We start from the raw sequence: 22,758 nt of genomic DNA, 5'->3' as shown, positions 1-22,758 counted from the left end.
ACGTTCCAGGCCCGTAAAGGCCGCCCCACGGTCGCCGGGATCGGGGACGGCAGTGGCGTCTGGCTCCTCGACACCCGCGAAAGTAGCTGGCAGTGGCTCAAGACCAGCACCCCCGTGGTCACCGCGACAGCCGTGGACGATGCGGGCGAGCACGTCGTGGCCGTGGGCGAGGACGGCACGATCCAGGTGTACGACGCCGGTTCGGGTGACTCGATCGGCGCCACGAAACCCCTTCTGGCCTCGACCCTGGCCGATCCCGCAGTGTCCGGTTCGGTGGGCGTGATGGTCGACGGTCAGCGGGCCTATGTGAACGCATCCGCCGAGGGAGTGGTGTACGAGATCGACTACGCCGATGCGGCGCGTGTGGCCCGCACGCTCGAACTGGCCACCCAGCCGGTGCACCTGATGGAGACCGGACGATGAAGCTCTGCACGGTCATGGTTGTGGCCGGGCTTCTGGGCCTGGCCGGATGCACCGAGTCCGGGGGAAGTGACGGACCGCGGGTGGTCGTCACGACGAACATCCTCGGCAATGTCGTGGAGGAGGTGCTCGGCGACCAGGCCGAGGTGACGACGCTGATGCAGCCGAACGCCGATCCGCATTCGTTCGAGATCTCCGCCCGGCAGGCTGCTTTGATGGACGACGCCGACCTGGTGGTCTCCAACGGCCTGGGCCTGGAGGAAGGGCTCCAGCAGCATCTGGACCGGGCCGCGAAGGCCGGCGCGCCCCTCCTGGTCGCGGGCGACGTGATCGACGCCGTCCCGTACGCCTCGGGTGATGCCGAGGGCACCCCCGACCCGCATTTCTGGACCGATCCCGCCACCATGCTCGACGTCGTCGATGCTCTCGAGACCTCCGCGCAAGCCATCGAGGGCATCGACACCGCCCGGCTGACCGCCCGGGCCGACGCCTACCGCCAGGAACTCACCCAGCTCGACACCGAGATGACCAACGCCTTCACGGCCATACCGGCCCAGCGGCGCGCCCTCGTCACCAATCATCACGTGTTCGGATATCTCGCGGACCGTTTCGACTTCCGCGTGATCGGCGCGGTGATCCCCGGCGGCACCACCCTGGCCGCGCCCAGCGCCGCCGACCTGCGGGACCTCAGCACCGCGATCGAACAGGCCGGCGTACCGACCATCTTCGCCGACTCCTCCCAGCCGGACCGGCTCGTACAGGTCCTGGCCAGTGAGGCGGACATCGACGTCGAGGTGGCCGAGCTGTTCACCGAATCCCTCACCGCGCCCGGCGAAGGCGCCGGAACGTACCTGGAGATGATGCGCGCCAACACTGAGCGCATCGCCACCGGTCTCGGACCCTAGATTCCCAGAGAAGAGAGAAAGCACATGACATCGCTCCGCAATACCCGTCTCGGAGGCCTCGCGGCCCTGGTCGGGGCGTCGCTCCTGGCGACCGCCTGTGGCTCGGGCGGTTCCGCCGTCGAGGCGGCCGAACCTTCCTCGGCGAATACGGAAGGACGCGTGGCCGTTTCCTACGAGGGTGGCCTGGCCGTGCTGGACGCCGCCACGCTCGACGTGGTCCAGCGGTTCGACTCCGAGGAGTTCACCCGCCTGAACGCCGCCGGCGACGGAAAGCACGTCTTCGTCACCACCTCCGACGGTTTCCAGCTGCTCGATACCCTCACCCCGGAACTGACCGGCCTGAAGTACGCCGCGACCACGCCCGGGCACGTCGTGCGTCACGCCGGCCAGACGGTGCTCTTCGACGACGGCACCGGCAAGACCTCGATCATCGAGACCGCCGACCTGGCCCAGGCTACCGATGCTCTGCCGCAGGCCCAGACCTACACCTCGAAGACCGCCCACCACGGTGTCTCGATCGTGCTCGAGGACGGCACCCTGCTCACCACGGTCGGCGACGAGACCACCCGCACCGGCGCCGTCGCCCTGGACGGCGACCGGGCCGAGATCGCCGCCAGCAGCGACTGTCCCGGCATCCACGGTGAGGGCACCGCGGCCGACGAAGCCGTGATCTTCGGCTGTGAGAACGGCGCGCTGTTGTTCAAGGACGGCAAGTTCCAGAAATTCACCGCCCCGGACGAGTTCGGGCGAATGGGGAACGCCTACGTCTCCGGGACCAGCCCGATCGTCGTCGGTGACTACAAGAACGACCCCGACGCCGAGGGCTACCTGCTCAACGCGGTGACCCTGATCGACACCGAGAAGGGCGAGTACGAGGTCGTCCGGCTCCCGGAGACCGTGCAGTACACCTTCCGCGACGTGGCCCGCGGCCCCGACGACCTGGCCTACATCCTGTCCACCGACGGATCGATCCACGTGCTCGACCCCGAGACCGGCAAGCTGGTCAACGAGTTCCCCGTCGTCGATGCGTGGGAGGGCCCGGTCGAGTGGCAGGACGCCCACCCCGCCATCGTCGCGAACGGGGACATCGCCTACGTCACCGAGCCGGCCACGAAGACGGTGCACGCGGTCGACCTGAAGACCGGCAAGAAGACCGCCTCGGTCACGCTCGACCAGACGCCCAACGAGATCGCCGCCACTCTCGGCACGAAGTAGCCCTTCAGCGATCGAGGGCCGAGGCCTCCGCTACCTTTCGTTCTTGATCATGCGAACCTTCCCCGGGGAGAGTTCGCATGATCACGCACCAGATGTTCGTGCTTACCGCGCCGGTTACCGGGCGCCGAAGAACTCCCGCCGCCAGGCGTCGTACTCGGCGTCGGGCTGCTGGCGGGCGCGGCCGAGGTCTTCCGAGTCACCGCCGACCCGGATGCGCAGGCGATCGCTCTCCTCGGTGGCGGCTGCCAAAATGGCCTCCACCACGTCGTCGTCGGTCGCGAGGTAGCCCGGCGGCGGCTGGACCTGGAATCCGTCCAGCGTCGCCTTGACCGTCGTCGCGTAGCTGTCGGGGACCGGGATCGTCCGGAACCGGCCGATGGTCGTTTCGAAGAAGTTGGTGGTGGGCACGAATCCCGGTTCCACCACCTTGACCCGGACGTTCTGGCCGGCCAGTTCGTGGGTCAGGGACTCGGAGAAGTTGTACAGGGCGCCCTTGCTGGCGCTGTACACCGCCTGCAGCGGCATCGGTACCGTGGTGTTGCCCGATGACAGGTTGACGAACCGGCCGCCACCCTGACGGCTGAACACCGGCAGCGTGGCCCGCACGACGCGCATCGGCCCGAGCACGTTGGTGTCGAAGACGTCTTCGACGATCGACGGCGGCGTCGCCTCGAACACCGAGAACAGACCGATGCCAGCATTGTTGACGACCACGTCGAGCCGGCCGAAACGCTCGGTGGCCGCTGTCACCGCGGCGGTCACCGATGCGTCGTCCCGCACGTCGAGAGCCTGCACGAGCAGACTCTCCGACTCCTCGCCGTCCCACCGGCTCGGGTCTCGCAGCGTAGCAACGACGTTCCAGCCTTCGGCCAGGAACCGGGTGACGGCCCCGCGCCCGAATCCGGAGGAGCTGCCGGTGATGAGAACTGTTGCGGTCATGGAGATTCCTTACCGAGGCGTCGAGATGCGCCGACTCTGGCGGCAGCCCGGGCGCGTCGTCCAATACCCGGCCCGTACTCCCGATGCCCGGCGGGTATCACTCCTGGTGTACCGCGTTCACCCCAACCGTCATCACGGAAAGGAATCGCGCGATGACCGTTCCGGCTCGACCGTTATCCTGAGACGTGATGGAACTACGTCTCCTGCGCTATTTCGTGGCGGTTTGCGAAGAGCGGCACTTCGGCCGGGCCGCGTCCCGGCTGGGCATGAGCCAGCCGCCGCTGAGCCGGGCGGTCCAGCAGCTGGAGACCCAGCTGGGCGTCCGCCTGCTGGAGCGCTCCGCCGGCGGGGTCAACCTCACGAGGGCCGGTCGCGTGCTCTACACCGAGGCCACCGCCCTGATCGAACAGGCCGAGCGGGCCCGGGTGCGCGTCGTCGAGGCCGGCCAGGACGTCCTGACTCTCGGTGTCCTGGGCGGCTGTATCGACGCGACCGCCCGGATGGCCGAGCTTTTCACCGAGCGCCACCCGGGCGTCACGATCCGCTTCCGGGAGTCCGGCCTCAATGACCCGGACGCAGGCCTGCGCAGCGGCCTGGTCGACGCGGCCATCACCCGGCTGCCGTTCGACGATCAGGACGTCCAGACCCGGGTGCTGCGGCACGACCCGGTGGGGGCCCTGTTGCGCGACAACGACCCTCTGGCCCACGGCGGTCCGCTGAGCCTGCGCGACCTGGATGCGCGGCAGTGGTTCCGGCTGCCCGACGGCACCGACGACGCCTGGAGCACGTACTGGCACGGTCTGACGCCCGTCGGTGAACGGCCCGACAGCGTGGTGGTCCGCACCGCGAACGAGTACCGGCAGGCGGTTCTCTGGAACAGCGCGGTGGGCCTCATCACCCGCCAGGCCGTCCTGCCCGACGGCCTCACCTGGGTCGAGCTGACCGACATGCCTCCCAGTCCACTGGTGCTGGCGTGGAACCCGGCGCACGACAGCCCGCTGATCCGGTCCCTCCTGGAAAGTGCCGTCGAGGCGACCGTCTCCGCGGCGGACGGCGAGCGCTGAGGTGGGTGGGTGGAGCCGGGGTCAGAGGCTGGGCAGTACGAGGGTGAAGACGGTTCGCCCGTTCACCACCTGCGCGCTCACGTCGCCACCGGCCGCGCGGCAGATCCGGCGGGTCAGGGCCAGACCCAGGCCGGCCCCGGGATGGTGGTCGGTGGGATCGGCACGGAACCCGGCGTCGAAGATGCGTTCGGCCTGCTCGGGATCGAGGTGGCCGCCGTCGTCGCTGACGGTGATGCTCGCCTGCCCGTCCCGGGCCGCCACGTCGATCCGCACCTCCTGGTCGGCATAGCGGAAGGCGTTCTCCAGCAAGGGGGTCAGAGCCCGGCGGACGATGTCGCTCTCGACGGCCAGGACGATGCCGGGGTCCCCGGTGACGACGAGTTCGGCCTTGGCGGTGGCCGGGGCGCGCAGGCCTTCCAGTGCATCACTCACCGGTGCCAGCCCGGGTGCGGCGTTGTGATCGATCCGGGCGGGCACCAGGGCGGTCTCGACCAGTCCCTCCAGCCGGCGGATCGAGGTCAGGAGGTTGTCGATCTCCTGGGCGTGCAGGGGCTCGCCCGGCGTGAGCAGATCTGCCTCGGCGTGCAGGTGGGCCAGCGGGGTGCGCAGTTCGTGCGAGAGCTCGGCGGTGAAGTTGCGCTCGTGCCGTAGGGCCGCGGCGATGCGTTCCAGCAGGCCGTTCAGGGTCGCCGACAGCTCGCGCAGTTCCAGGGGCCCGGAGCCGGGATCGAAGCGCCGGTCCAGGTCCTGCTCGCTCCAGGCCGCCGCCTGGGTCCCCATGGCCCGCACGGGGGTCAGGGCCGCGCACGATCGTGGCCCGCAGGGCGAAGAACGTGAAGAACAGCGTGAGGACGATGAACACCAGCGAGGTCAGGGCGATCACCTGGACCGTGTGGTTGCGCAGACCGACATCGCTGGACACCACGATGGTGGCGACCTGCCGGTTGTCGCCGTCGAACATCGGGTAGGCCAGATGCCGCACCGGTCCGTACTTTTCACTGTCCTCAGTGCTCTCCCCGGTCTGCAGCAGGTGCCCGCGCAGTTCCTGCGACAGCTCGGCGCCCTCGAACAGGGTGGTGCCCAGGTAGATCGAGGTGCCCGCGTCGAGGGCCTCGTCGCTGCCGCCTCCCTCGATGATGCTCAGCGCACCGTCGCGGTAGACCACGGTCGCGGCCACGGCCTGGGCCCGGGCGCGCAGCGCGTCGTCGACCTGACCGGCCAGCACGCCGGTCAGCAGCACGTCGAACGCCAGCAGCAGGGCCATCGCCCAGGCCGCGATCCAGGCCAGGCCGCCCAGGGCCAGGCGGCCGGCGAGAGTCCTGGGCCGGTAGCGGGCCCATCCCCGTCGCAGCCGCGTACCGATCCGGCCGTTCACTGGATCCGGTACCCCACGCCCCGCACGTTCTCCAGGGTCTGGGGGAACTTGACCTGGGCAAGTTTGCGCCGGGCCCGGGTGACGTACTGGTCCAGGGTGTTCTCCCCGACGTGCGCGGTGCCTGGCCATCCGGCGGAGATCAGTTCGGGCCGCCGCACGACCTCCGGGCGCCGGGCGATCAGGCAGGCCAGGAAGCGGAACTCGGTGGGGGTGAGCGAGACCTGCTGGTCCCCGTAGCGGATCGAGTGCGTGGCCGGGTCCACCTGGAGGCGTTCCTCCCCGGCGACCGGCCCGGGTGCGGCCGCCGTGAACGGGCGGCGGCGGATCACCCCGGCCACCCGGGCCAGCAGCTCGGCGAACTCGAAGGGCTTGCGGAGGTAGTCGTCCCCGCCGACCGCGAACCCGGACAGGACGTCGTCCGTGTGATGGCGAGCGGTCAGGAACACCACCCCGGCGCCGCAGCCCTGGGCCCGCAGCGCCTGACAGACGTCGCGGCCGTCCGCATCGGGCAGCCCGATGTCCAGCACCACCGCGTCGGGCGGGGACGTGCGGGCGGACGCCACGGCGGTGGCGCCGGTGGAGACCGCGTCCACCCGGTACCCGGCCCGGCGCAGCCCCCGCTCCAGCGTCGTGCGCAGCAGCCCGTCGTCCTCGACCACCAGCACCCGGTGGCGTCCGTCGTCCTCCATGCCCCCACCATCCCCCAGCTCCGGCCGGCGTGCGTGAAGCCCGTCAGGCTTCGTTCAGTCTTCGGCACCCAGCCTTTCCGTCATGACCGAGCGAACCTTGCGGCCCCGCGCCACCCACCTGAGCAAAGTGCCCGAAGCGACGGCTTTGTTCTGGACGATCAAGATCTGCACCACCGGGATGGGTGAGGCCGCGTCCGACTTCATGGGTACCCGTCCGGTCCTGGTCGCCGCGGTCCTGGTCGCTCTCTCCGGCACCGCCCTGGTGTGGCTGCTGTTGCGTCAGTTCCGCGCCGACCGGTACGTGCCCTGGATCTACTGGGGCACCGTGGCCATGATCAGCGTGTTCGGAACGGTCGCGGCGGACGGGCTCCGCACCGCCCTGGGCCTGTCCTACGGGGCCACCACGATCGCCTTCGCCCTGGCCGTCGCGGTCTCGCTGAGCGCCTGGTACCGCAGCGAGCGCACGCTCTCGATCCACGACATCACCACCCGCCGCCGGGAGATCTTCTACTGGGTCACGGTCGTGGCGACCTTCGCGCTCGGCACCGCGGCCGGCGACCTGACCGCTCACTCGCTCGGCCTGGGCTACCTCGACTCCGGTCTGCTGTTCCTGGCCGTGATCGCCGTGCCGTACCTGCTGCACCGGGGCAGCGACGGAAGAGCCCTGAACGCGACCGCCGCCTTCTGGGCCGCCTACATCGTCACCCGTCCCCTGGGCGCTTCCTTCGCCGACTGGGCGGCGGTCCCCCGCCACGACGGGGGCCTGCACCTGGGCACCGGACCGGTCACCCTCGTCCTGCTGATCGTCATCGCCGCGCTCGTACGCCAGGAGAGCCGGCAGCCTCAGGCCGGGGCGATACCGGTCACCGAGGGCGCCCGATGACCGGCTGAGGACAGGCCGTCGTCCTGGTTCAGGCGGTCGTGATGGCCGTCCTCGTCCTCCTGTGCCCATGTCAACGTCCGGACGGCACTGATCATGGCGATCACGGTGCTGCTCCGCAACGCCCTGGCCGGCGAGATCGCCCGCGCCCGTCCGGTCCGCTGTGATCTGTGAGCCGGGCGTTTCTCCAGCGAACACGTGGCGGATATCTTATAGTTGCAGCGACAATCAGTACGGGTCGTTGAAAGGCTGTCCTGGTGGCAGAAGTACGCGTCGATCGGATCGGCGGACGGTGGGGGAACGGCGGTGACTGAGCGCCGCTTACCCCGTCAGCGAGTTCCCGCATCCTCGGCCAGGTCCTATGTCGTGATCAGTTACCGCACCGACCGGCGATTGTTGTTCGTAGGTCAGGAACTCACCGTCGGCCGAGGGGCCGGCTGCGGGATCCGGATCGCCCACCAGCCGGTGGACGACCATGTTTCCCGGATGTCGGCCACGGTGCGCGTCCTGGAGGACTGCGTCCTGGTCAGCAACGTCTCGGCCACCAAACCACTGGTCCTGCGTCCACTCGTCGGCGGGCAACGGCCACTCGAACCCGGTGCGGCCACCACGTCCATGCCGTTCGGCGAGTTCTTCCTCGTCATGACCGGCCGGTTCGGCCGCGAGTACTCCGTGCACGTCGATGTGCACGATCTCCCGTCCGCCCGGCGTCCGTCACCGACGGGCGAAGGAACGACGCAGACGGTCGATGGCGGCGGAATCAGGTTGACCGGTGTGCAGCGGTTGCTGCTGACCGCGCTCTGCGAGCCGCTGCTCACCCGCAACGGCGCCCACGCCACCGTAGCGACCTACCGCCAGATCGGGGCCAGAGTCGGTCGTAGTCCCGATTACGTGCGGGCGGTGCTGCGACGGCTCAGGGAGCAGCTGGCCGGCGAGGGAGTCGCGGCGCTCGTCGCCTTCCAGCTCGAGAAGGCCTACGCGGATTTCCGCCCGGCACTTGCTTATTGGGCCATCCACAGCGGAACGATCTCGCCCTCGGATGTGTGTGCCCTCGATGCGCAGGCCTGAGGAGGAAGACGCCGACGCCAGCTCCCACGACCAGCTCGGACGGATGATGCCGGACGTCCCCACGGCGCCTGGAGCTCCCGGTGGATGGGGAACCAGTGATGCCTCCGGAATGCCGGGCACCGACACCAGTCCCAACGGGTGGTATGCCGGCCCGGCCTCGGACCCGGACCGGTACCAGCTTCTGGGTACGGGGCTTTCGGGTGGTGAAGGCAACATCTGGCGGGCCCGTTACCGCGGGAGACTGACGTCTCCGCTGACCGTCGCGGTGAAGCAGTTACGGCGACCGCTCCACGCCGGGGACGACTGGCCCACCGCCAACGACCTGCGGCGCTGGGAGGACCAGCGCGCACTGCTGACGATGATGCGGTTCCCCCACCTGGTCAGCCTGCTCGACATCTTCACCGGTCCGCCGCCGCATCCGAAGGGATCGGTGGCCGGGGACGGGCCGACCGTGGCCCCCTATGTGGTGATGGAGTGGGTACCGGGCCGGACGCTGGCCGACGAACTGGGCGGGGTGCCTGCCACCGGACAGAACCTGGTCCAGCGACTCGGCTACGTGGTGCAGGTCGCCGAGGCTCTCGATGCCCTGCACTCGCACGCCGTCTCAGCCGGCAATCCCAGCCTGCACCGCGATGTCAAACCGGCCAACTGCATTCTCTCACCGGGGCGCGGAGTGGTACTCGTCGACGTCGGCACGATGCGGCGGGTGGACGACGGCCGGGACATGGCCGGGCGCTACACCCCGGCGTACACCGCTCCGGAAGTGCTGGCCGATCCCCTGGTGGCACGTGAACCGGCCTCCGACTTCTATTCATTGGGCTGTCTGGCGTATTTCTGTATCACCGGGGACGACCCGTCACCGGCCCACGGACTGCCCGGGACGCAACGACTCTCACATCGTCTACTGCTCACTGCTCGTGCAGCGGGCGTGACCGACCCGGCGGGATTCACCGCCGAGATACTGCGCATGCTCGCTGTCGACCCAGCGGTACGGCCGCCGCAGGCCCAGCGCTGGGCTGCTGAGGTGTTGGCCAAAGCACGTCCGCGCAAGCGCTATTCACGCCGGCTGGCGTTTGCGGCGGTGCTGGTTCCGCTGCTCGTAGTGGTCTCGCTCATCCCTTGGCTGTTCTTCCGGCCGACCGACACCCAGCCCCTTCTGCGACCGGGTCAACAGGCGTCGAGCGAACCGCCGTCACCTCCGCCCGGCCCCCCGCCGGCCGGCCCGGGCCCGGCTCCCGGCCCCCCACCTCCCGGTCCGCCACCCGGAGGGGATCAACCGCCGGGTGGTCCCTCCGGACCGGAGGGAACGATCATGACCGACGACGTTGCCTTCGCCTCTCCCCGCAACGGTGACACGATCGGCCGATGCCCGCAGGTGACCGGCGCCTCGCGATTACCCCCCGGGCACACGCTGCTCCTCTCGGCCGAGAACCTGACCGCCGGCGATCGAATCCGTCACGTGACTCCGGTGGACGGATGGCGGCGGCCGAACTCACTGTCACGATGGCGCGTGCGGCCATCGGTGGGTCTGCCTTCGGACCCGCCGGGCGAGCGGTACCGGCTCGAGCTCATCGTGGCTCCGCTGCCGGAACTGCGGGCGCAGGCCGACTCAGAATCGGGATTCGGGGTTCCGGTCGGGAGCTACGTCGGAGCCAGCATCTTCGTCTCCCGGAAGAACAACGACGTTCCAGGGTGCTGAACCGTAGGACCCCGTACCCCCGATGTCCCGTCGATCATTCCCGGTTCCCGGGTACCTGGGCGCACGCACACCGGCCACTGCGGGAGAGATCGGCGTAGCTGTCGACGTCCGCCTCCGGACCGTGGTGACGTCCCTGGGCCAGGAGGCCGGGCACCGTAACGGTTCAGGCGGTTCGCCCATCGCCGGAGGCGAGGTGCGAGCCGCCCTGCGGTTCCATCTGCAGCATGCCCCCGTCCACCGGCCACGACGCCCCGGTCACGTAGCTTGCCGACGGGGAGGCCAGGAACGCGATCACAGCGGCGATCTCGCGGGCGTCACCCGGCCGGCCGAGGGGGATGCCAGGGCGCTCGACCTGATGCGGGTCCTGATCGGTCTGCCCGGTCATGGGGGTGGCGATCTCGCCGGGAGCCACGCAGTCGGCGGTGATGCCGTGTGACACCAGCTCCTGGGCGATGGTCTTGATCAGACGGCCTGTGGTGGCCGGGGAGCGTCCCACTCGGGCGCCCTCCGGCGGGGAACCGCGAATTCCCGAGACGGACCGGGTTCCGGGGCCGGTGGCGTCGTGGGGATCAGCACGACCGTTCCACGGGGCGAAGGCACTCACCCCTCATCGACCATGCCCTCGAACTCGACCAGACAACCTCCCGGACCCAGCAAAACGTTTCCAGGTCGCAGATACGGAAACGCGCAAGGGAGCAAGGATGCAGGTCGACACATCGCCGTCCACCCGGAGGACCGGGCGTGGGATCGTCGGGGCGGTGAGCATCGCCGCGATACTGGCGATGACAGCATGCGCCCCGGCATCCCGTACCGGCACGAGTGCTCCCGTGGCTCTCCCCCGGGCGTCCTTGACGTCACCGGAACCGAGCACCACGGTGGAAGTGGTTCCCCAGCCTTCGCTGTCACCACCCATCAGCTATCCCCGCACCGGATCGGGGCGCTGGCGGACGGCCTCGCGGGACGGTCGGGTCGCCGGTGACAGCGGACCACTTCGGCGGTACCGGGTGGCACTCGAGCGCGGTATCACCGGGGTACGGGTCGAGGATTTCGCCGATCGGGTGACCAAGACGCTTGCCGGTGGACGAAGTTGGACCGCTACCGGGGAGGTTCGGCTTCAGCGGGTGGGGGCGAGGGATCCGTACGACTTCACCATCTACCTGGCGACACCCAGGACGCGGGACGAGTTGTGCGGGGATGCCGCGGCCGGTGAGGTCGACGAGTACACCTCGTGCCGGAACGGGCCGAGCGTCGTGCTCAATGTTGCCCGCTGGGTACACGGGGTGCCGCGCTACGGGGCGTCTTTGGGCACGTACCGCAGCTATATGATCAATCATGAGACGGGGCATGCACTCGGGCACCACCACGAGCTGTGCCCCGGTCCGGGACGGAAGGCTCCGGTGATGGAGCAGCAGACGCTGGGGCTGCACGGCTGTGTGGCGAACGGCTGGCCGATCGTGCGCGGCAAGCGCCTGAGCGGGGCACCCGGACAGTACAACGACCCGGTTCCGGCTCCCTGATCAAGATTGTCGGTGGCGGCCTCTATCGTCGCGCCTCATGACGGGTATGACGGAATGGGGCCAGATCATCGCCGGGATCGGGATCACGCTTGGCGGTGATCGTGATCGCGGGCGGCGCATGATGCTGGAGTGCTGGAACGGCACGAGTGAAAGCGATTTTGCGCAGCGGTGCGTGCTGGCCCACTACCTGGCCGACACCGAGGGCGTCCTGGACGACGAAGTTGCCTGGGACGAGCGGGCTCTGACGGCGTTCGCCCACGTGGGCAGAGACGACCTGGCCGCGATCGGGATTCCGGACGCGGCCGGGTTGGCGCCCAGCCTTCACCTGAATCTGGGGGACGGCTACCTACGCCAGAACCGCCCGGCCGAGGCCAGGACTCAGCTAGAAGCAGGGATGATCACAGTCGGTGCCCTTGGTGCAGACGGATACGGGACGATGATCCGGGACGGGCTGGAACGGCTGGCCGGGCGCATCGCCGACGTGCGGCAGTACCCATGACCAGAACATCGAAGCACGCGTCGAATTCTTCATCAGTACAAAGCAATCCACCCGCGTCCCCCATAGTGGGAACGCGGGTGGATCGGTGGGGAGCAGCGGGTCAGCCGCGGCCGGCCTCCGCGTTCTTCAAGACCTTGACACTCTGGGCGAACTTGATCCACTGGGCGTCGTCCCAGTTCAGGGACGACGGGCCCTGGACCACGACGTTGTGGCCCTTGTCGTCGGCGAAGGCGACGCTCACGGTCGTGGACTTGTCAGGGGTCTTGGGCCGGGTCAGCCAGGCCTGGTTCCCGTTGACGGTGACCTCGGCGACGGTGGTCTCGAGGTTCTCCCCTTCCATTCCCCACGCCTCCAGATCGGCCTGGGTGACGGGTTCGTGGTCCGGGGAAGCGTCCTTGGACTCCAGCAGGACCGCGATCTTACCCACCCACTGGTGCACGTCCTGGTTCTTGAAACCCTTCGGGGCGATTGCCAGCACGGTGCTCGATCCGCCCTGGATCTCCCAGCCCTTCGGCACGAAACCGACCTGGTAGCCGGGCACCTGCTCACCGGTGTAGGCGACCAGCGCGATCGCCGGGAGCGAGTCGTCCTTCGTCCGTGCCGTGGTGGTCGCCGGTGCCGAGGCAATGGCGGGAACGGTGGCGGCCTTTTCCGTTCCGCTGGCGACCAGCGCCCCGCCGACGGCGGCAATCACCACCAGACCGGCCGCACCGGCACCGGCTCGCGTCATGCGGCGCCGGCGCAGGTGACCACGCGCGCGGGCGAGGTCCGCGGACGGGTCCACCGGCGCGTCCTCCATCAGAACTGCACTGTCGAGAATGTCTTTCAGATTGTCCATGGCTTACCTTCCCGTCTGATATCCGGGCACCGTCGGAAGGGACGGTGCGGTGAGGAGGTCGCGTAGTTTCGCTGTTCCCTTCGCCGCCTGGCTCTTGACCGTGCCCTGGGTACACCCGAGCATGCGGGCGCTGTCCTCGACACTGAGATCCAGCCAGTAACGCAGGATCACCACCGCCCGCATCCGGGCGGGCAGGGTCGCCAGCGCGACCCGTACCCGTTGCCCGTCGGGCCCGAACCGACCGTGCTCCAGCCCCAGGATTCCGTCGGGGCCCTCGTACGCGGCCACCTCGGGCAGGACGGGGGTGGAACGTTCCCGTCGCCAGCGCGGCCGGCGGGTCTCATCGATGTGGCTGTTCAGCAGCGTGCGCCGGGCGTAGGCCAGCTCACCCTCGCTGCGTCGCAACTTCGGCCAGGCCAGGTACACCTTGGTCAGGGCGGTCTGCACCAGGTCTTCGGCCTGGTGTCCGTCCCCCGCCGTGAGCAGGCAGGCGAACTTCAACAGCGACGTCCGATGGTTCTGGACGAACGTCGCGAACTCGTCGTCACGAGTGGGGCGCGGCATGTCGGCACCTCCTTCGCCCCCTGTACGGATCCAGCACTCCCCCAGGTTGCCTGGTTCCAGAATCCTGGTGGACGCCGGTCGGCCCCAACGGGGCCCCGCACCTGCCGAACGTGACCCGAACGGGCTCTGGACATGCTCGTCCATTTGCCCTTTCCGGGTGAATCTCCCCTACTCGCGCCTCAGTCGCGCCGATGTTTCTCCGTAGTAACCATGGAGTGCAGTGCTGCGCCCGGTAGATCTCGGCCGGTTCCGCCGGGGCGGACCACCGCAAGGAGAAGCTCATGAGACGCGTCCATTCGTTCAGCGCCGTCCTCGCGGCCGCCACGGCGATCCTCGCCGGCGCGGCCACCGTGGTGGCCCCGGCACCGGACGCGCCCCGTCGGCCCACCGCATCGCCGACCCTCGGCTACGAACTGGTCGCGGTAGCGCAGCCCGGCCGGGCGACGGGCACGAAGAAGTACGCCTCAGGGCTGCCCTGGAGCGACGGCGGGTTCTTCGGGCACTCGGCGAGCAGGGCCCGTGACTTCGCCACCTGGCGCGGTGCCCCGGTCGACAATGTGGTCGCCTACACCACCCGCACCACCTGGGCGGCGGAGCTGAACAACTGGTGGGCCGCCAGCGTGCCGGCCGGCTTCGATCCCGCGCGCGACGACTTCATCCTGTCGGTGCCGCTGTGGACCGACGACGGCATGGCCGGCGGTGACCAGGGGTGGAAGGAACTCGGCCGGCAGATCGCAGCCGTCGACCCGAACGGCCTGGTGCGCCTGGGCTGGGAGATGAACTGCTGCTTCTCCCACGCCACGGACGTCGCGAAGTGGCGTAAGCAGTTCTCCCGGGCCGTGAACCTGATGCGTTCCACCGCTCCCGGCCTGCAGATCGTGTTCAACCCCAATGAGGGCGCCGCACAGAGCGGCACGGTCAGCGCGATCGAAAGCCTCTACGTCAAGGGCAAGGTCGATATCATCGCGCTGGACGCCTACGACTGGTGGGCGCCGTTCACCACGCAGGCCAACATCAACAGTCACTTCACCAAGAAGTACGGCTGGAACTACTGGTACAAATTCGCCCGCGACCGGGGTCTGCCCTTCGCCCTGGCCGAGTTCAGCGTGTCCTCCGCAGCCGAGGGTTCCGGCGGTGACAACCCGAAGTTCTTCGACGCCACCTACACCTGGCTGTCGGCCAGGGCGAAGGCCGACCCCGGCTCCATTCGCTTCGTGTCGCTGTTCGACGAGGACGCCGGCTACTGCGAGTGTGCCATCTCCACGCACCAGAACCCCAAGGCGGCCCAGGAGTACCGGTCCCGGATCACCCAGCTGCGCACCCGCTGAGGCTCTTCGTTCTCATCTGCTCGGTCCTCGCCGGTGCGGGCCGAAGGAATCCTCAAACCCGCTGCGGGACAGACGGAGCAGCACGGCATCAGCCAGGCCGCCCCGGTACGGACCACCCAAAGGGTCCGTCCGCGCGTCCAAAAGCCGGACATCAGGGCCCCGGGCCCGCAATCGCTCGACGAATGCCCTGGTCGAGTCGGTCCGGACCACGCGCAGCCCGTGGGTCGGCAGATGATCGGCGTCCCGGCCCGGTCCGCTACCGACCTCCAGAACCATGCCCTCACCGATCAGAGCCACGCGACGATCCAGGAATCCCGGCACCGTCGGGCCAGGGCGCGCGCTCACGTCGACGTAGGTTCCGGCCGCAGCCTCGTAGGTGGCCAGGGTGATGTCGACCGGATCTTCCACCGTCTACTTCTATCGGCTGCGCACGCTGTCGGTAGAGACGTCCATGATCGTTGATGGAACCCGGTGGACGTGGCTATCACCCGACTCCAGCTTCCGGGTAGACCCGTTCCCTCGCTCGCAGCTGACGATCAGCAGCCCTGGCCGGCGCTTTCCGGGCCATCGCCGACGGCTTTCGCCAGCAGTGACTCCAGGCTGTCGAGTTCGTCGCCGGTGAGATTCTGCCGCAGGATGCTGCGTTTGCTGACCTCGGTAGCGATCCGGTCGCGCATGGCCATGCCCTCTTCGGTGAGGGCCAGCAGCTTCGTACGACGGTCGGTACCGGTGACACGCTCGATCAGGCCGCGTGACTCGAGCTGGTCGGCCAGTGTCGTGACATAGGAACGGTCGCAATTCATCTGCTCGGCCAGGTCACGCATCGGCGCCGGGTCGCTCAGCTGCACCAGGGCCCGGGCCGACTGGGGCGACAACCCGTACCCGGCGACGGTTTCGGCGAAGTCCTGATGAACGTGACGTAGGCCCAGCGTGAGCAGATGCACCATGCGGCCGATCTGCGCGGCGCCGCCCCCGGCCTCGGTCATGCGAACAGGCTACTCCATGGATTCAATAGTTGACCGGCTCAACGATCGGACGCATAGTTAATGCGTGAATCGGTCAACCATTGATCGAGTCACGCACTTGCCGATCCGAGGAGATCCCGCGCCATGCCGTCCCCCTTCAGCCCGTTCCAGCTGGGCCGTCACACCCTGACCAACCGCATCGCGATGGCCCCGATGACCCGCAGCCGGGCCCCGGGTGAGGTGGCGAACGATCTGCTCACCACCTATTACGCCCAGCGCGCCGGTGCGGGGCTCGTGATCACCGAGGGCACCCAGCCGTCCGTGGTGGGCCAGGGCTACCCCGATACCCCGGGCCTGCACTCCGACGAGCAGGTCGAGTCCTGGCGCCAGGTCACCGACGCCGTGCACGAGGCCGGGGGCGTGATCTTCGCCCAGCTGATGCATGCCGGGCGGGTCGGCGACCCCGATCTGCTTCCTGGCGACCTGATTCCGGTCGGTCCCTCGGCGGTGGCCGCGCAGGGGCAGATCTACACCCACGCCGGGCCCAAGCCGTTCTCCACGCCTCACGCCCTGACCGAAGACGAAATTCATCAGACCATAGATGATTTCGCGGATGCGGCGGCCCATGCCGTCCAGGCCGGGTTCGACGGGGTCGAACTGCACGGCGCCAACGGCTATCTGATCCAGCAGTTCCTGGCCTCCAACGCCAACCAGCGCACCGACGGATGGGGCGGCAATGTCGAGGGCCGCATCCGTTTCGCCGTCGAGGTCGCCCACGCGGTGGCCGCAAAGATCGGTGGCGAGCGGGTGGGACTGCGGATCTCCCCGTCCAGCACACTGCACGACGTCATCGAGGACGAGCTCGAACTGACCTACAAGTCCCTGCTGGCCGGTATTTCCGCGCTGGACCTGGCCTACCTGCACATCATGGAAGCTCCGGCGCAGCGCGAGCTCACCCGTGAACTGCGTGCCCAGTGGCCCGGCACCCTGATCCTCAACCCGAACACGTACCCCGCTTCAACCGGGCCCGAGGCACTGACCCTGATCGAAGACGGCACCGCAGACCTCATTTCCTTCGGTGCGATGTTCCTGGCCAACCCCGACCTGCCGGTGCGGCTACGCGCCGGTGGCCCGTACAACACCCCCGACCCGGCAAACTTTTTCGGCGGTGACCACACCGGATACACCGACTACCCCGCCCTGACCTGAGCCGAGGGCCAGGCGGGACCCTCGCCGGCCGCGCCACCGGTCGTACCTGAACCTTCAGGCTGTCGGTGAAACAACAGTTGCCGCTGACCGAAAGTCATTTCGGCCCTGTCGATGACCAGATGGCTCACGTGTGCAGGTCGGGGCCGATGAGCCGCACCGCGCTCAGCAGGTCGTCGCGGCTGCGGCGGCGGGTGTCGGTGCGCACGACGAACTCGCCGAGGTCGGCGGCCATGGCCAGGGTGCTCACCTCGATGACCCGGCGCTGCTGGGAAGCGATGCGGCGCGAGGTCAGCACCGACGCGGCCGCCGATATCCCGAGGATCTGGGCACGCCGGGGACCGGCTCTGGTCACCGTGACCTGGAAGACCGCGTCATCCGGGATGGGCTGCCCGAACTCTTCTCCTTCGGGGGCGCTCCGGCGGGCGGCGGCGACCTGCGTGTGGGCGTCCAGGACCGCCAGCACGCGCCCGCCCACGCGCACGGCCCGGGTGGAGGCCACCACCAGCGGCGCGGTCGTCGCGGATTCGGTCGGGGTGACGCGTGCGGTGGGCAGGCGTGCGGACCGGGGCGGCCAGGGCGGGAAAAGGGCCCGCAGGGCGTCGGGGACGGGTACGACCAGCGCCTCCAGCAGTTCCTCGGTGACGACCACGTCGTCGCTGAAGGCCCGGATCTCCGCGACGTGAGCCAGGGCGCCGAACCGCGTGCCCCGCACGGCCTCGTTGTTCGTCTCCTGGGGCGCGAACGTTCCGGCCCCCGGTCGGCGGACGACGTGCCCGGCCGCCGCGAGCTCGGCCAGCGCCCGGCGGACCGTTGTCCGGCTCACCGCCAGTTCGGCGGCGAGCTGCAGCTCCGTGGGGAGCTGACGACCGTCGCAAGTCCCGAGGTACCGGGCCCTGAGCTCGTCGGCGATCTCCTCGTAGCGCAGCTTGGCCATCCGGCGAAGATACCCATCGGGTACCCATTGAGGTCATCCCCCCTTCCGATGCGCCGGTGGTGTTCGCTACGTGGCTCCAGGACAAGGACGGAGAACCATGACCACCCCCGACGCAACGGCCCCCGCGACCAGGACGGCCACCACGATGCTCACCGCCTCGGCGGTCGGTCGCCTGCCCCAGGCGATGAGTGCACTGGCCGTCGTGCAACTGGTGGTCGGCGGCGGAGGCACGTACTCGCTGGCCGCCGCGGCCACGTCGGCCTTCGTCCTGGCCGGGACGCTGGGGCAGCCGGTGCTGGGACGCCTGGTGGATCAGAGCGGACGCCCTCGTCCGGTGCTCATCGGTTCAGCGGTCCTTTCGGCGGGCGCGCTGTTGCTGTTGGCCGGGCCGGTGGAGACCGCCCCGGCGGTCCTGGCGGCAGCAGCACTGGCCGGCTTCATGTCGCCGCCACTGGAGCCGACCCTGCGGGGGTTCTGGCCCCGTCTGTTCCCGGAGCCTGACCACCTGCACCGCGTTTACAGCGCGGACGCCGCCGTCCAGGAAGTCCTGTTCATCGTCGGTCCGCTGCTCACGGTTCTCGCGGTCTCCTCCTTCGGTGCGCCGGGCGCCGTTCGCCTCATGGGCCTGTTGGGTCTGCTCGGGACGGTGCTGTTCTGCCTGCACCGCCGCCCCGCGGCGGCCTGGAACGCCGCCCGACGCCACCGCGCGGTGCGTCACCCCTCGCCCCTACGGATCCAGGCCCTGCGGGTGCTCGTCGTGGCCCAGGCCAGCGCCGGTCTGCCGATCGGTGTCCTGACCATCACCGCCACCACGCACGCAGAGCGTGCCGGCGTCGCGGCGGCCGCCGGCTGGGGACTGGCGGCGAATGCGACGGGGGCACTGCTGGGAGCCCTGCTCATCGCCGCGTTCCCCCTGCCCTGGGAGGCGGAGGTGGCGCTCCGGCGATTGCTCTTCGTCCTGGCGCTGCTGTACCTGCCGACGGCCGCCGTGGCTCTGCCCACGGCGGGGTGGCTGGCGTGCGCCTTCCTCTCCGGCCTCGGCCTGCCACCGCTCCTGACCCAGGTCTTCACCCTCGTCGGGCGCACAGCACCCGGTGACATCGCCACGGAGGCCAACGCCTGGGTGGTCAGCGCCTTCAGCGTAGGCATCGCGGCCGGGACCCTCCTGGCCGGCCTAGCGGTACAAGCCTCGCCCGGCCAGGGCATCCTCGTCGCCGTCATCGGTGCCTGCGTGCTCACGGCCGCCGGTGGCGGGCAGGCCCGTCCCCGGCGTCTGACGGTGAGCCGGGACGAGGCCGAAACGCTTGCGCCGTCACAGCGATAGCGCCAGGACTCCGGCCTGCATTCCGCCCCGGCCGTGCCCAGTGAGGGGAATCCTGCGCCCACGAACCGCTCCACCCGCATCGTCTTCGCCGTCCTGACCTATCGCACCGTCAGTAGCACGTCCTGCGTCTGACCGATCGGGTGGAGGGGAATCGGCCGGCAGCAGGGCAGCGGTCCACGGGCATGAGTGAAATTGGACTCGGATCAACAACTCCCGAACAGGGGTGAGCCCACAGCAACAGAGGGTCTGACCGGACGTCCGGTCAGGCTTTCTGCGTTCGAGGCAGATCGGCCCCCGTGCATCATCGCCCGGTCAGCCCTTCGACCAATGTCGCTGTCGGGCGGCCGATCAGACGGACGAGGTCGTCGCCGGTGCGGGCGAACAGGCCACCGGCGATGGCCTCGTCCAGACCGACCAGGAACCCGGCCGTCGCCTCGTCCATCCCCGATCCCACCAGCATCGAGTTCAGCTCGCCGGGCGTCACCGGGGTGTAGGTGACCTCGCGTTCCAGGACGACTGACATGGCCTGGGCGATGTCCGCGTACGTGAAATCGGTGTCACCCGAAAGGTTGTAGGTCACCTTCTCGTGCCCGCCGGTGGTGACGACGCTCGCGAGGGCGTCGGCGAGATCCTTCCGGCTGACGGCCGCGATGACGGCGTCGCCGACCGCGGCCGCCAGCACCCCGGTGTGGCGGGGCCCGGCCATCGCCTGAAGGTAATTCTCGATGTACCAACCGTTCCGAAGAATCGTGTAGGTGACGCCGGAGGCGATCAGGGCTTCCTCGGTGGCCTGGTGGTCGGCCCCGATCGCGAAGCGGACGTCGTCGGCCCGCAGTCCGCTCGTGTAGTACACGTGCTCCACCCCAGCCTTCGCGGCGGCATCGATGACGCCCGTGTGCTGCTCGAGCCGGTGGGAGTCTCCACCGGAGATCAGGACGATCCGGCGGTGGCCGGCCACGACGTCCACCGTTTGATCCCGGTCGGACAGATCCACTCTGGCCGTGGCGAAACCGGATCGGCCCAGCTCCTGGAGACGTTCGGGGTTGCGGCCGGCCGCCGTCACCGTCGCCGGATCGATCCCCCGGGCGATCAGGGCCTCCAGCACGTGTCCCCCGAGGGCGCCGGTCGCCCCGAGGACGAGCACCGTCGGCTCAGCCACGGTCGTGGAGGGTGATCTGGTAGCCGTCGAGGTCGGCGAAGGTGAAGGTGCGGCCGAAAGGACCGTCGATCGGGGCGGACACGATCGTCGTGCCGGCTGCGACCAGGGCGTCGTGGATGGCCTGCACGTCATCGGCGTGCAGCCAGAGGGCGGCGCCGATCCCGGGCTGGGTCACCGCGTCGAGGTCGACACCGGGCACCAGATCCCGCAGGGCGAAGGTGATCGGCCTGGTCTCGAAGACCACGGCGTGCGGAGGGCCCGCCGGCGATCGGACGAGGCCGAGGTACTGCTCGTAGAACGCCGCGGACCGTTCGAGGTCGCGTGCCTGCAGAGAGATGAAGTCGGGACCCGTGACGGCCATAGTGAAACTCCTTCGTCGTGTCAGCGTGTTGACACACATGAAGCTATGTCAGAGACCTGACACGAGTCAAGGCGGCCTGGGAGTGACTCCGGAGACGACGCCGGGTAGCGGCCCGGGCCCTCCACCTCCGAACTGGTCCCCGAAGCCATCGTTCTGGGATTCTCGTCCGGTGACCGCAACGAAGCTTCCGGACTACGCCCATCACTCAGCAGCGGAGGACGAGAACCGTCGAGGAGCCCACCGCTCGAGGACCAGAACAGTCTCCGCCGTTCTGCCGGTCATCGCGGGCGTCGCTGTCGTGCTGCTGTCGATCGGCGCACTGTCCGTCGTCATCGGCAACCACCGCTCCGGGGCGGGCGACAGCTCGACCTCCGGCCATGCACTGACCGAGGACAACAGCACCGGGAGCAACAGCACCGAGGAGAGCAGCACCGACGCCACAGCGAAGCCCACCGCGAGTGCCGATACCGACGAAACACCTGCTTCGAACGGCAGCGCGGCCACGGCGGACACCTCCGTCGAGGTGGTCATCCTCAACTCGCTCAGCGTCAATGGTCTGGCCGGGCGGTACCGGTCCAAGCTCGAGGACAAGGGCTGGACCATTTCCCTGGTCGATGACGCCAAGAGCCGAAACCTGTCGGTCAGCAAGATCTACTACGAGGACGCCGACATGCTGGGGACCGCCCGGGCCGTCAGGAAGACCATCGGGGGCATCGGTGAACTCACCGAGAATGCGACGGTCTATCCGGGCCGCGTGACGGTGGTGCTCGGGCAGGACGCCCAGTAGGAGGGAACTGTCAGATCCAGCTGGGCAGCAGCATCCGGTTGTGCCAGTCGCCGTACGGGATCACCTGCGCCGTGTAGATCGGCAGGAGGAACCAGAAGCCCAGCACGGCCAGCATGATGACGGCTCCGGCGATCCAGGCGCCGTCGCGGCGGCGTTTTCCGGAGTCGTGGGGGCGGCCGAGCATCAGCCCGAGCACGTAGACCAGGGCGAGTACGACCCACGGGGTGAAGGCGATCGTGTAGAAGGTGAAAATGGTCCGCTGCTGGTACTGGAACCAGGGCAGGTACCCGGCGACCAGCCCGGCCAGTACCGCTCCGGCGCGCCAGTCGCGGTGCAGGGCCCAGCGGAACAGCAGCACGACGATGCCGAGGGTGGCGCCCCACCAGATCACCGGGTTGCCGAGGGCCGTGATGGCCTGGGAGCAGGTGTCGACCGTGCAGCCCAGCTCACCGCGCTGGGGCGACTCGTAGTAGAAGGCGGTCGGGCGGCCCATCACGATCCACGACCAGGGGTTGGCCTCGTACCGGTGCGGGACGCCCAGGTTGATGTTGAATTCCCACATCTGCCGGTGGTAGTGGATCAGGCTGCGCAGGGCCGGCGGAAGCCCGCCGATGCCCTGATCGGGGTTGTCCCGCGCCCAGTTCCGACCGTAGCCGTCGGTGGACAGGAACCAGCCGGTCCAGGACAGCAGGTAGGTGGCGGTCGCGACGAGGAGCATGGCCAGGCCGGACAGCGCGCCCCACACCACCGAGCCGGCGAACCAGTGCCGCAGCCCGACGGTCCGGCGCGCGCCCGCGTCCCAAAAAATGATCATGAGACCGAAGACCAGCGCGAAGTACAGGCCCGACCACTTCGTCCCTACGCACAGGCCCAGACAGACCGCCGCGGCGATGCGCCACCGGCGCACACCCATCCACCAGCACCAGGAATCGGACGCCCGTTGTTCCCGACCGCCCGCGAACTCGGCGATCGAGCGCCGAGCCAGCCGTCGGCGTCCCACATCCCGATCCACCACCAGG

Annotated in this window: 23 protein-coding genes and 2 pseudogenes; 13 read left to right on the top strand and 12 right to left on the bottom strand. The window is 69.1% G+C overall.

Annotated features, from left to right (window positions below; all coding sequences use genetic code 11):
• The 3 genes and pseudogenes from LR393_RS34520 to aztD form a co-directional block, all read left to right on the top strand.
• Nucleotides 1-423, top strand: a pseudogene (locus LR393_RS34520) (ABC transporter); the annotation flags it as partial.
• A complete protein-coding gene (aztC, locus tag LR393_RS34515) occupies nt 420-1,325 on the top strand; it encodes a zinc ABC transporter substrate-binding protein AztC (protein ID WP_231489437.1) in 906 nt (301 codons plus the stop codon). The pseudogene LR393_RS34520 and the gene aztC, both read left to right, overlap by 4 nt.
• 24 nt (nt 1,326-1,349) lie before the next feature.
• Nucleotides 1,350-2,540: a zinc metallochaperone AztD gene (gene aztD / locus LR393_RS34510; protein ID WP_231489436.1), complete on the top strand. Its 1,191-nt coding sequence runs from the start codon at nt 1,350-1,352 to the stop codon at nt 2,538-2,540.
• Nucleotides 2,541-2,654: 114 nt separating this feature from the next.
• On the opposite strand, the gene LR393_RS34505 is transcribed toward aztD, so the two are convergent.
• Nucleotides 2,655-3,479 (bottom strand): SDR family NAD(P)-dependent oxidoreductase, encoded by an 825-nt coding sequence (locus LR393_RS34505; RefSeq protein ID WP_231489435.1) that lies wholly within the window; start codon nt 3,477-3,479, stop codon nt 2,655-2,657.
• A 188-nt stretch (nt 3,480-3,667) separates the two neighbouring features.
• Between LR393_RS34505 and LR393_RS34500 the strand changes: the two genes are divergently transcribed.
• Nucleotides 3,668-4,543 carry a LysR family transcriptional regulator gene (locus LR393_RS34500; protein WP_231489434.1) on the top strand — a complete coding sequence of 292 codons (876 nt, stop codon included), beginning with the start codon at nt 3,668-3,670 and terminating at the stop codon, nt 4,541-4,543.
• Nucleotides 4,544-4,564: 21 nt separating this feature from the next.
• On the opposite strand, the gene LR393_RS34495 is transcribed toward LR393_RS34500, so the two are convergent.
• Nucleotides 4,565-5,332 (bottom strand): sensor histidine kinase, encoded by a 768-nt coding sequence (locus tag LR393_RS34495; RefSeq protein ID WP_331283017.1) that lies wholly within the window; start codon nt 5,330-5,332, stop codon nt 4,565-4,567.
• Between the two features lie 582 nt (nt 5,333-5,914).
• Nucleotides 5,915-6,607, bottom strand: coding sequence for a response regulator transcription factor (locus LR393_RS34490; protein ID WP_231489432.1), 693 nt, complete (start codon nt 6,605-6,607; stop codon nt 5,915-5,917).
• Nucleotides 6,608-6,689: 82 nt separating this feature from the next.
• Between LR393_RS34490 and LR393_RS34485 the strand changes: the two genes are divergently transcribed.
• From LR393_RS34485 to LR393_RS34475, 3 genes are all read left to right on the top strand, one after another.
• A complete protein-coding gene (locus tag LR393_RS34485; RefSeq protein WP_231489431.1) occupies nt 6,690-7,490 on the top strand; it encodes a COG4705 family protein in 801 nt (266 codons plus the stop codon).
• A gap of 363 nt (nt 7,491-7,853) precedes the next feature.
• Entirely contained in the window at nt 7,854-8,555 is a 702-nt protein-coding gene (locus LR393_RS34480; RefSeq protein ID WP_231489430.1) for an FHA domain-containing protein, read from the top strand.
• Nucleotides 8,542-10,254, top strand: coding sequence for a serine/threonine protein kinase (locus tag LR393_RS34475; protein WP_231489429.1), 1,713 nt, complete (start codon nt 8,542-8,544; stop codon nt 10,252-10,254). Before LR393_RS34480 ends, LR393_RS34475 begins: the two co-directional genes overlap by 14 nt.
• Before the next feature lie 163 nt (nt 10,255-10,417).
• Here the strand turns inward: LR393_RS34475 and LR393_RS34470 are convergent.
• A pseudogene (locus LR393_RS34470) lies at nt 10,418-10,753 on the bottom strand (SDR family oxidoreductase); the annotation flags it as partial.
• 202 nt (nt 10,754-10,955) lie between these two features.
• Between LR393_RS34470 and LR393_RS34465 the strand changes: the two are divergent.
• Nucleotides 10,956-11,771, top strand: a complete 816-nt coding sequence (locus tag LR393_RS34465; RefSeq protein WP_231489427.1) for a DUF3152 domain-containing protein — start codon at nt 10,956-10,958, stop codon at nt 11,769-11,771.
• A gap of 37 nt (nt 11,772-11,808) precedes the next feature.
• Entirely contained in the window at nt 11,809-12,270 is a 462-nt protein-coding gene (locus LR393_RS34460; RefSeq protein WP_231489426.1) for a hypothetical protein, read from the top strand.
• 100 nt (nt 12,271-12,370) lie between these two features.
• Here LR393_RS34460 and LR393_RS34455 read toward each other — a convergent pair whose 3' ends face one another.
• Together LR393_RS34455 and LR393_RS34450 are read right to left on the bottom strand one after the other, a co-directional pair.
• Nucleotides 12,371-13,108 carry a hypothetical protein gene (locus LR393_RS34455; protein WP_231489425.1) on the bottom strand — a complete coding sequence of 246 codons (738 nt, stop codon included), beginning with the start codon at nt 13,106-13,108 and terminating at the stop codon, nt 12,371-12,373.
• Nucleotides 13,109-13,111: 3 nt separating this feature from the next.
• The gene (locus LR393_RS34450; RefSeq protein WP_231489424.1) at nt 13,112-13,672 is read right to left on the bottom strand and encodes a SigE family RNA polymerase sigma factor; all 561 of its coding nucleotides are present in this window, start codon (nt 13,670-13,672) and stop codon (nt 13,112-13,114) included.
• A gap of 281 nt (nt 13,673-13,953) precedes the next feature.
• On the opposite strand from LR393_RS34450, the gene LR393_RS34445 reads away from it, so the two are divergent.
• Nucleotides 13,954-15,000, top strand: a complete 1,047-nt coding sequence (locus LR393_RS34445) for a glycoside hydrolase family 26 protein (protein WP_231489423.1) — start codon at nt 13,954-13,956, stop codon at nt 14,998-15,000.
• 12 nt (nt 15,001-15,012) lie between these two features.
• On the opposite strand, the gene LR393_RS34440 is transcribed toward LR393_RS34445, so the two are convergent.
• Nucleotides 15,013-15,408, bottom strand: coding sequence for a class I SAM-dependent methyltransferase (locus tag LR393_RS34440; protein WP_231489422.1), 396 nt, complete (start codon nt 15,406-15,408; stop codon nt 15,013-15,015).
• A gap of 128 nt (nt 15,409-15,536) precedes the next feature.
• A complete protein-coding gene (locus LR393_RS34435; protein ID WP_231489421.1) occupies nt 15,537-15,986 on the bottom strand; it encodes a MarR family winged helix-turn-helix transcriptional regulator in 450 nt (149 codons plus the stop codon).
• Nucleotides 15,987-16,109: 123 nt separating this feature from the next.
• Here LR393_RS34435 and LR393_RS34430 point away from each other — a divergent pair, with 123 nt between their 5' ends.
• Nucleotides 16,110-17,174 (top strand): alkene reductase, encoded by a 1,065-nt coding sequence (locus LR393_RS34430; RefSeq protein ID WP_231489420.1) that lies wholly within the window; start codon nt 16,110-16,112, stop codon nt 17,172-17,174.
• A gap of 124 nt (nt 17,175-17,298) precedes the next feature.
• On the opposite strand, the gene LR393_RS34425 is transcribed toward LR393_RS34430, so the two are convergent.
• Nucleotides 17,299-18,108: a GntR family transcriptional regulator gene (locus LR393_RS34425; RefSeq protein ID WP_231489419.1), complete on the bottom strand. Its 810-nt coding sequence runs from the start codon at nt 18,106-18,108 to the stop codon at nt 17,299-17,301.
• 97 nt (nt 18,109-18,205) lie between these two features.
• Here LR393_RS34425 and LR393_RS34420 point away from each other — a divergent pair, with 97 nt between their 5' ends.
• Entirely contained in the window at nt 18,206-19,432 is a 1,227-nt protein-coding gene (locus LR393_RS34420; protein WP_231489418.1) for an MFS transporter, read from the top strand.
• A gap of 301 nt (nt 19,433-19,733) precedes the next feature.
• On the opposite strand, the gene LR393_RS34415 is transcribed toward LR393_RS34420, so the two are convergent.
• The gene (locus LR393_RS34415; protein WP_231489417.1) at nt 19,734-20,591 is read right to left on the bottom strand and encodes an NAD(P)H-binding protein; all 858 of its coding nucleotides are present in this window, start codon (nt 20,589-20,591) and stop codon (nt 19,734-19,736) included.
• A complete protein-coding gene (locus tag LR393_RS34410; RefSeq protein WP_231489416.1) occupies nt 20,584-20,952 on the bottom strand; it encodes a VOC family protein in 369 nt (122 codons plus the stop codon). The genes LR393_RS34415 and LR393_RS34410 overlap by 8 nt, the downstream gene beginning before the upstream one ends.
• A gap of 169 nt (nt 20,953-21,121) precedes the next feature.
• Here LR393_RS34410 and LR393_RS34405 point away from each other — a divergent pair, with 169 nt between their 5' ends.
• Nucleotides 21,122-21,739 carry a LytR C-terminal domain-containing protein gene (locus LR393_RS34405; RefSeq protein ID WP_231489415.1) on the top strand — a complete coding sequence of 206 codons (618 nt, stop codon included), beginning with the start codon at nt 21,122-21,124 and terminating at the stop codon, nt 21,737-21,739.
• Nucleotides 21,740-21,749: 10 nt separating this feature from the next.
• Here LR393_RS34405 and LR393_RS34400 read toward each other — a convergent pair.
• A partial coding sequence (locus LR393_RS34400; protein ID WP_407937376.1) for a dolichyl-phosphate-mannose--protein mannosyltransferase occupies nt 21,750-22,758 on the bottom strand: 1,009 nt, incomplete at its 5' end.

This window comes from Kineosporia mesophila (assembly GCF_021129235.1).
Classification (GTDB): domain Bacteria; phylum Actinomycetota; class Actinomycetes; order Actinomycetales; family Kineosporiaceae; genus Kineosporia; species Kineosporia mesophila.
The sequence above is the reverse complement of the archived record's forward strand: the minus strand, read 5'-3'. Positions and strand labels throughout refer to the sequence as shown.

Coding starts and splice junctions, on each gene's coding strand:
- aztC (WP_231489437.1), top strand. CDS start 420: ATGAAGCTCTGCACGGTCATGGTTGTGGCCGGGCTTCTGGGCCTGGCC.
- aztD (WP_231489436.1), top strand. CDS start 1,350: ATGACATCGCTCCGCAATACCCGTCTCGGAGGCCTCGCGGCCCTGGTC.
- LR393_RS34505 (WP_231489435.1), bottom strand. CDS start 3,479: ATGACCGCAACAGTTCTCATCACCGGCAGCTCCTCCGGATTCGGGCGC.
- LR393_RS34500 (WP_231489434.1), top strand. CDS start 3,668: ATGGAACTACGTCTCCTGCGCTATTTCGTGGCGGTTTGCGAAGAGCGG.
- LR393_RS34490 (WP_231489432.1), bottom strand. CDS start 6,607: ATGGAGGACGACGGACGCCACCGGGTGCTGGTGGTCGAGGACGACGGG.
- LR393_RS34485 (WP_231489431.1), top strand. CDS start 6,690: ATGACCGAGCGAACCTTGCGGCCCCGCGCCACCCACCTGAGCAAAGTG.
- LR393_RS34475 (WP_231489429.1), top strand. CDS start 8,542: ATGCGCAGGCCTGAGGAGGAAGACGCCGACGCCAGCTCCCACGACCAG.
- LR393_RS34465 (WP_231489427.1), top strand. CDS start 10,956: ATGCAGGTCGACACATCGCCGTCCACCCGGAGGACCGGGCGTGGGATC.
- LR393_RS34460 (WP_231489426.1), top strand. CDS start 11,809: ATGACGGGTATGACGGAATGGGGCCAGATCATCGCCGGGATCGGGATC.
- LR393_RS34455 (WP_231489425.1), bottom strand. CDS start 13,108: ATGGACAATCTGAAAGACATTCTCGACAGTGCAGTTCTGATGGAGGAC.
- LR393_RS34450 (WP_231489424.1), bottom strand. CDS start 13,672: ATGCCGCGCCCCACTCGTGACGACGAGTTCGCGACGTTCGTCCAGAAC.
- LR393_RS34445 (WP_231489423.1), top strand. CDS start 13,954: ATGAGACGCGTCCATTCGTTCAGCGCCGTCCTCGCGGCCGCCACGGCG.
- LR393_RS34435 (WP_231489421.1), bottom strand. CDS start 15,986: ATGACCGAGGCCGGGGGCGGCGCCGCGCAGATCGGCCGCATGGTGCAT.
- LR393_RS34430 (WP_231489420.1), top strand. CDS start 16,110: ATGCCGTCCCCCTTCAGCCCGTTCCAGCTGGGCCGTCACACCCTGACC.
- LR393_RS34425 (WP_231489419.1), bottom strand. CDS start 18,108: ATGGCCAAGCTGCGCTACGAGGAGATCGCCGACGAGCTCAGGGCCCGG.
- LR393_RS34420 (WP_231489418.1), top strand. CDS start 18,206: ATGACCACCCCCGACGCAACGGCCCCCGCGACCAGGACGGCCACCACG.
- LR393_RS34410 (WP_231489416.1), bottom strand. CDS start 20,952: ATGGCCGTCACGGGTCCCGACTTCATCTCTCTGCAGGCACGCGACCTC.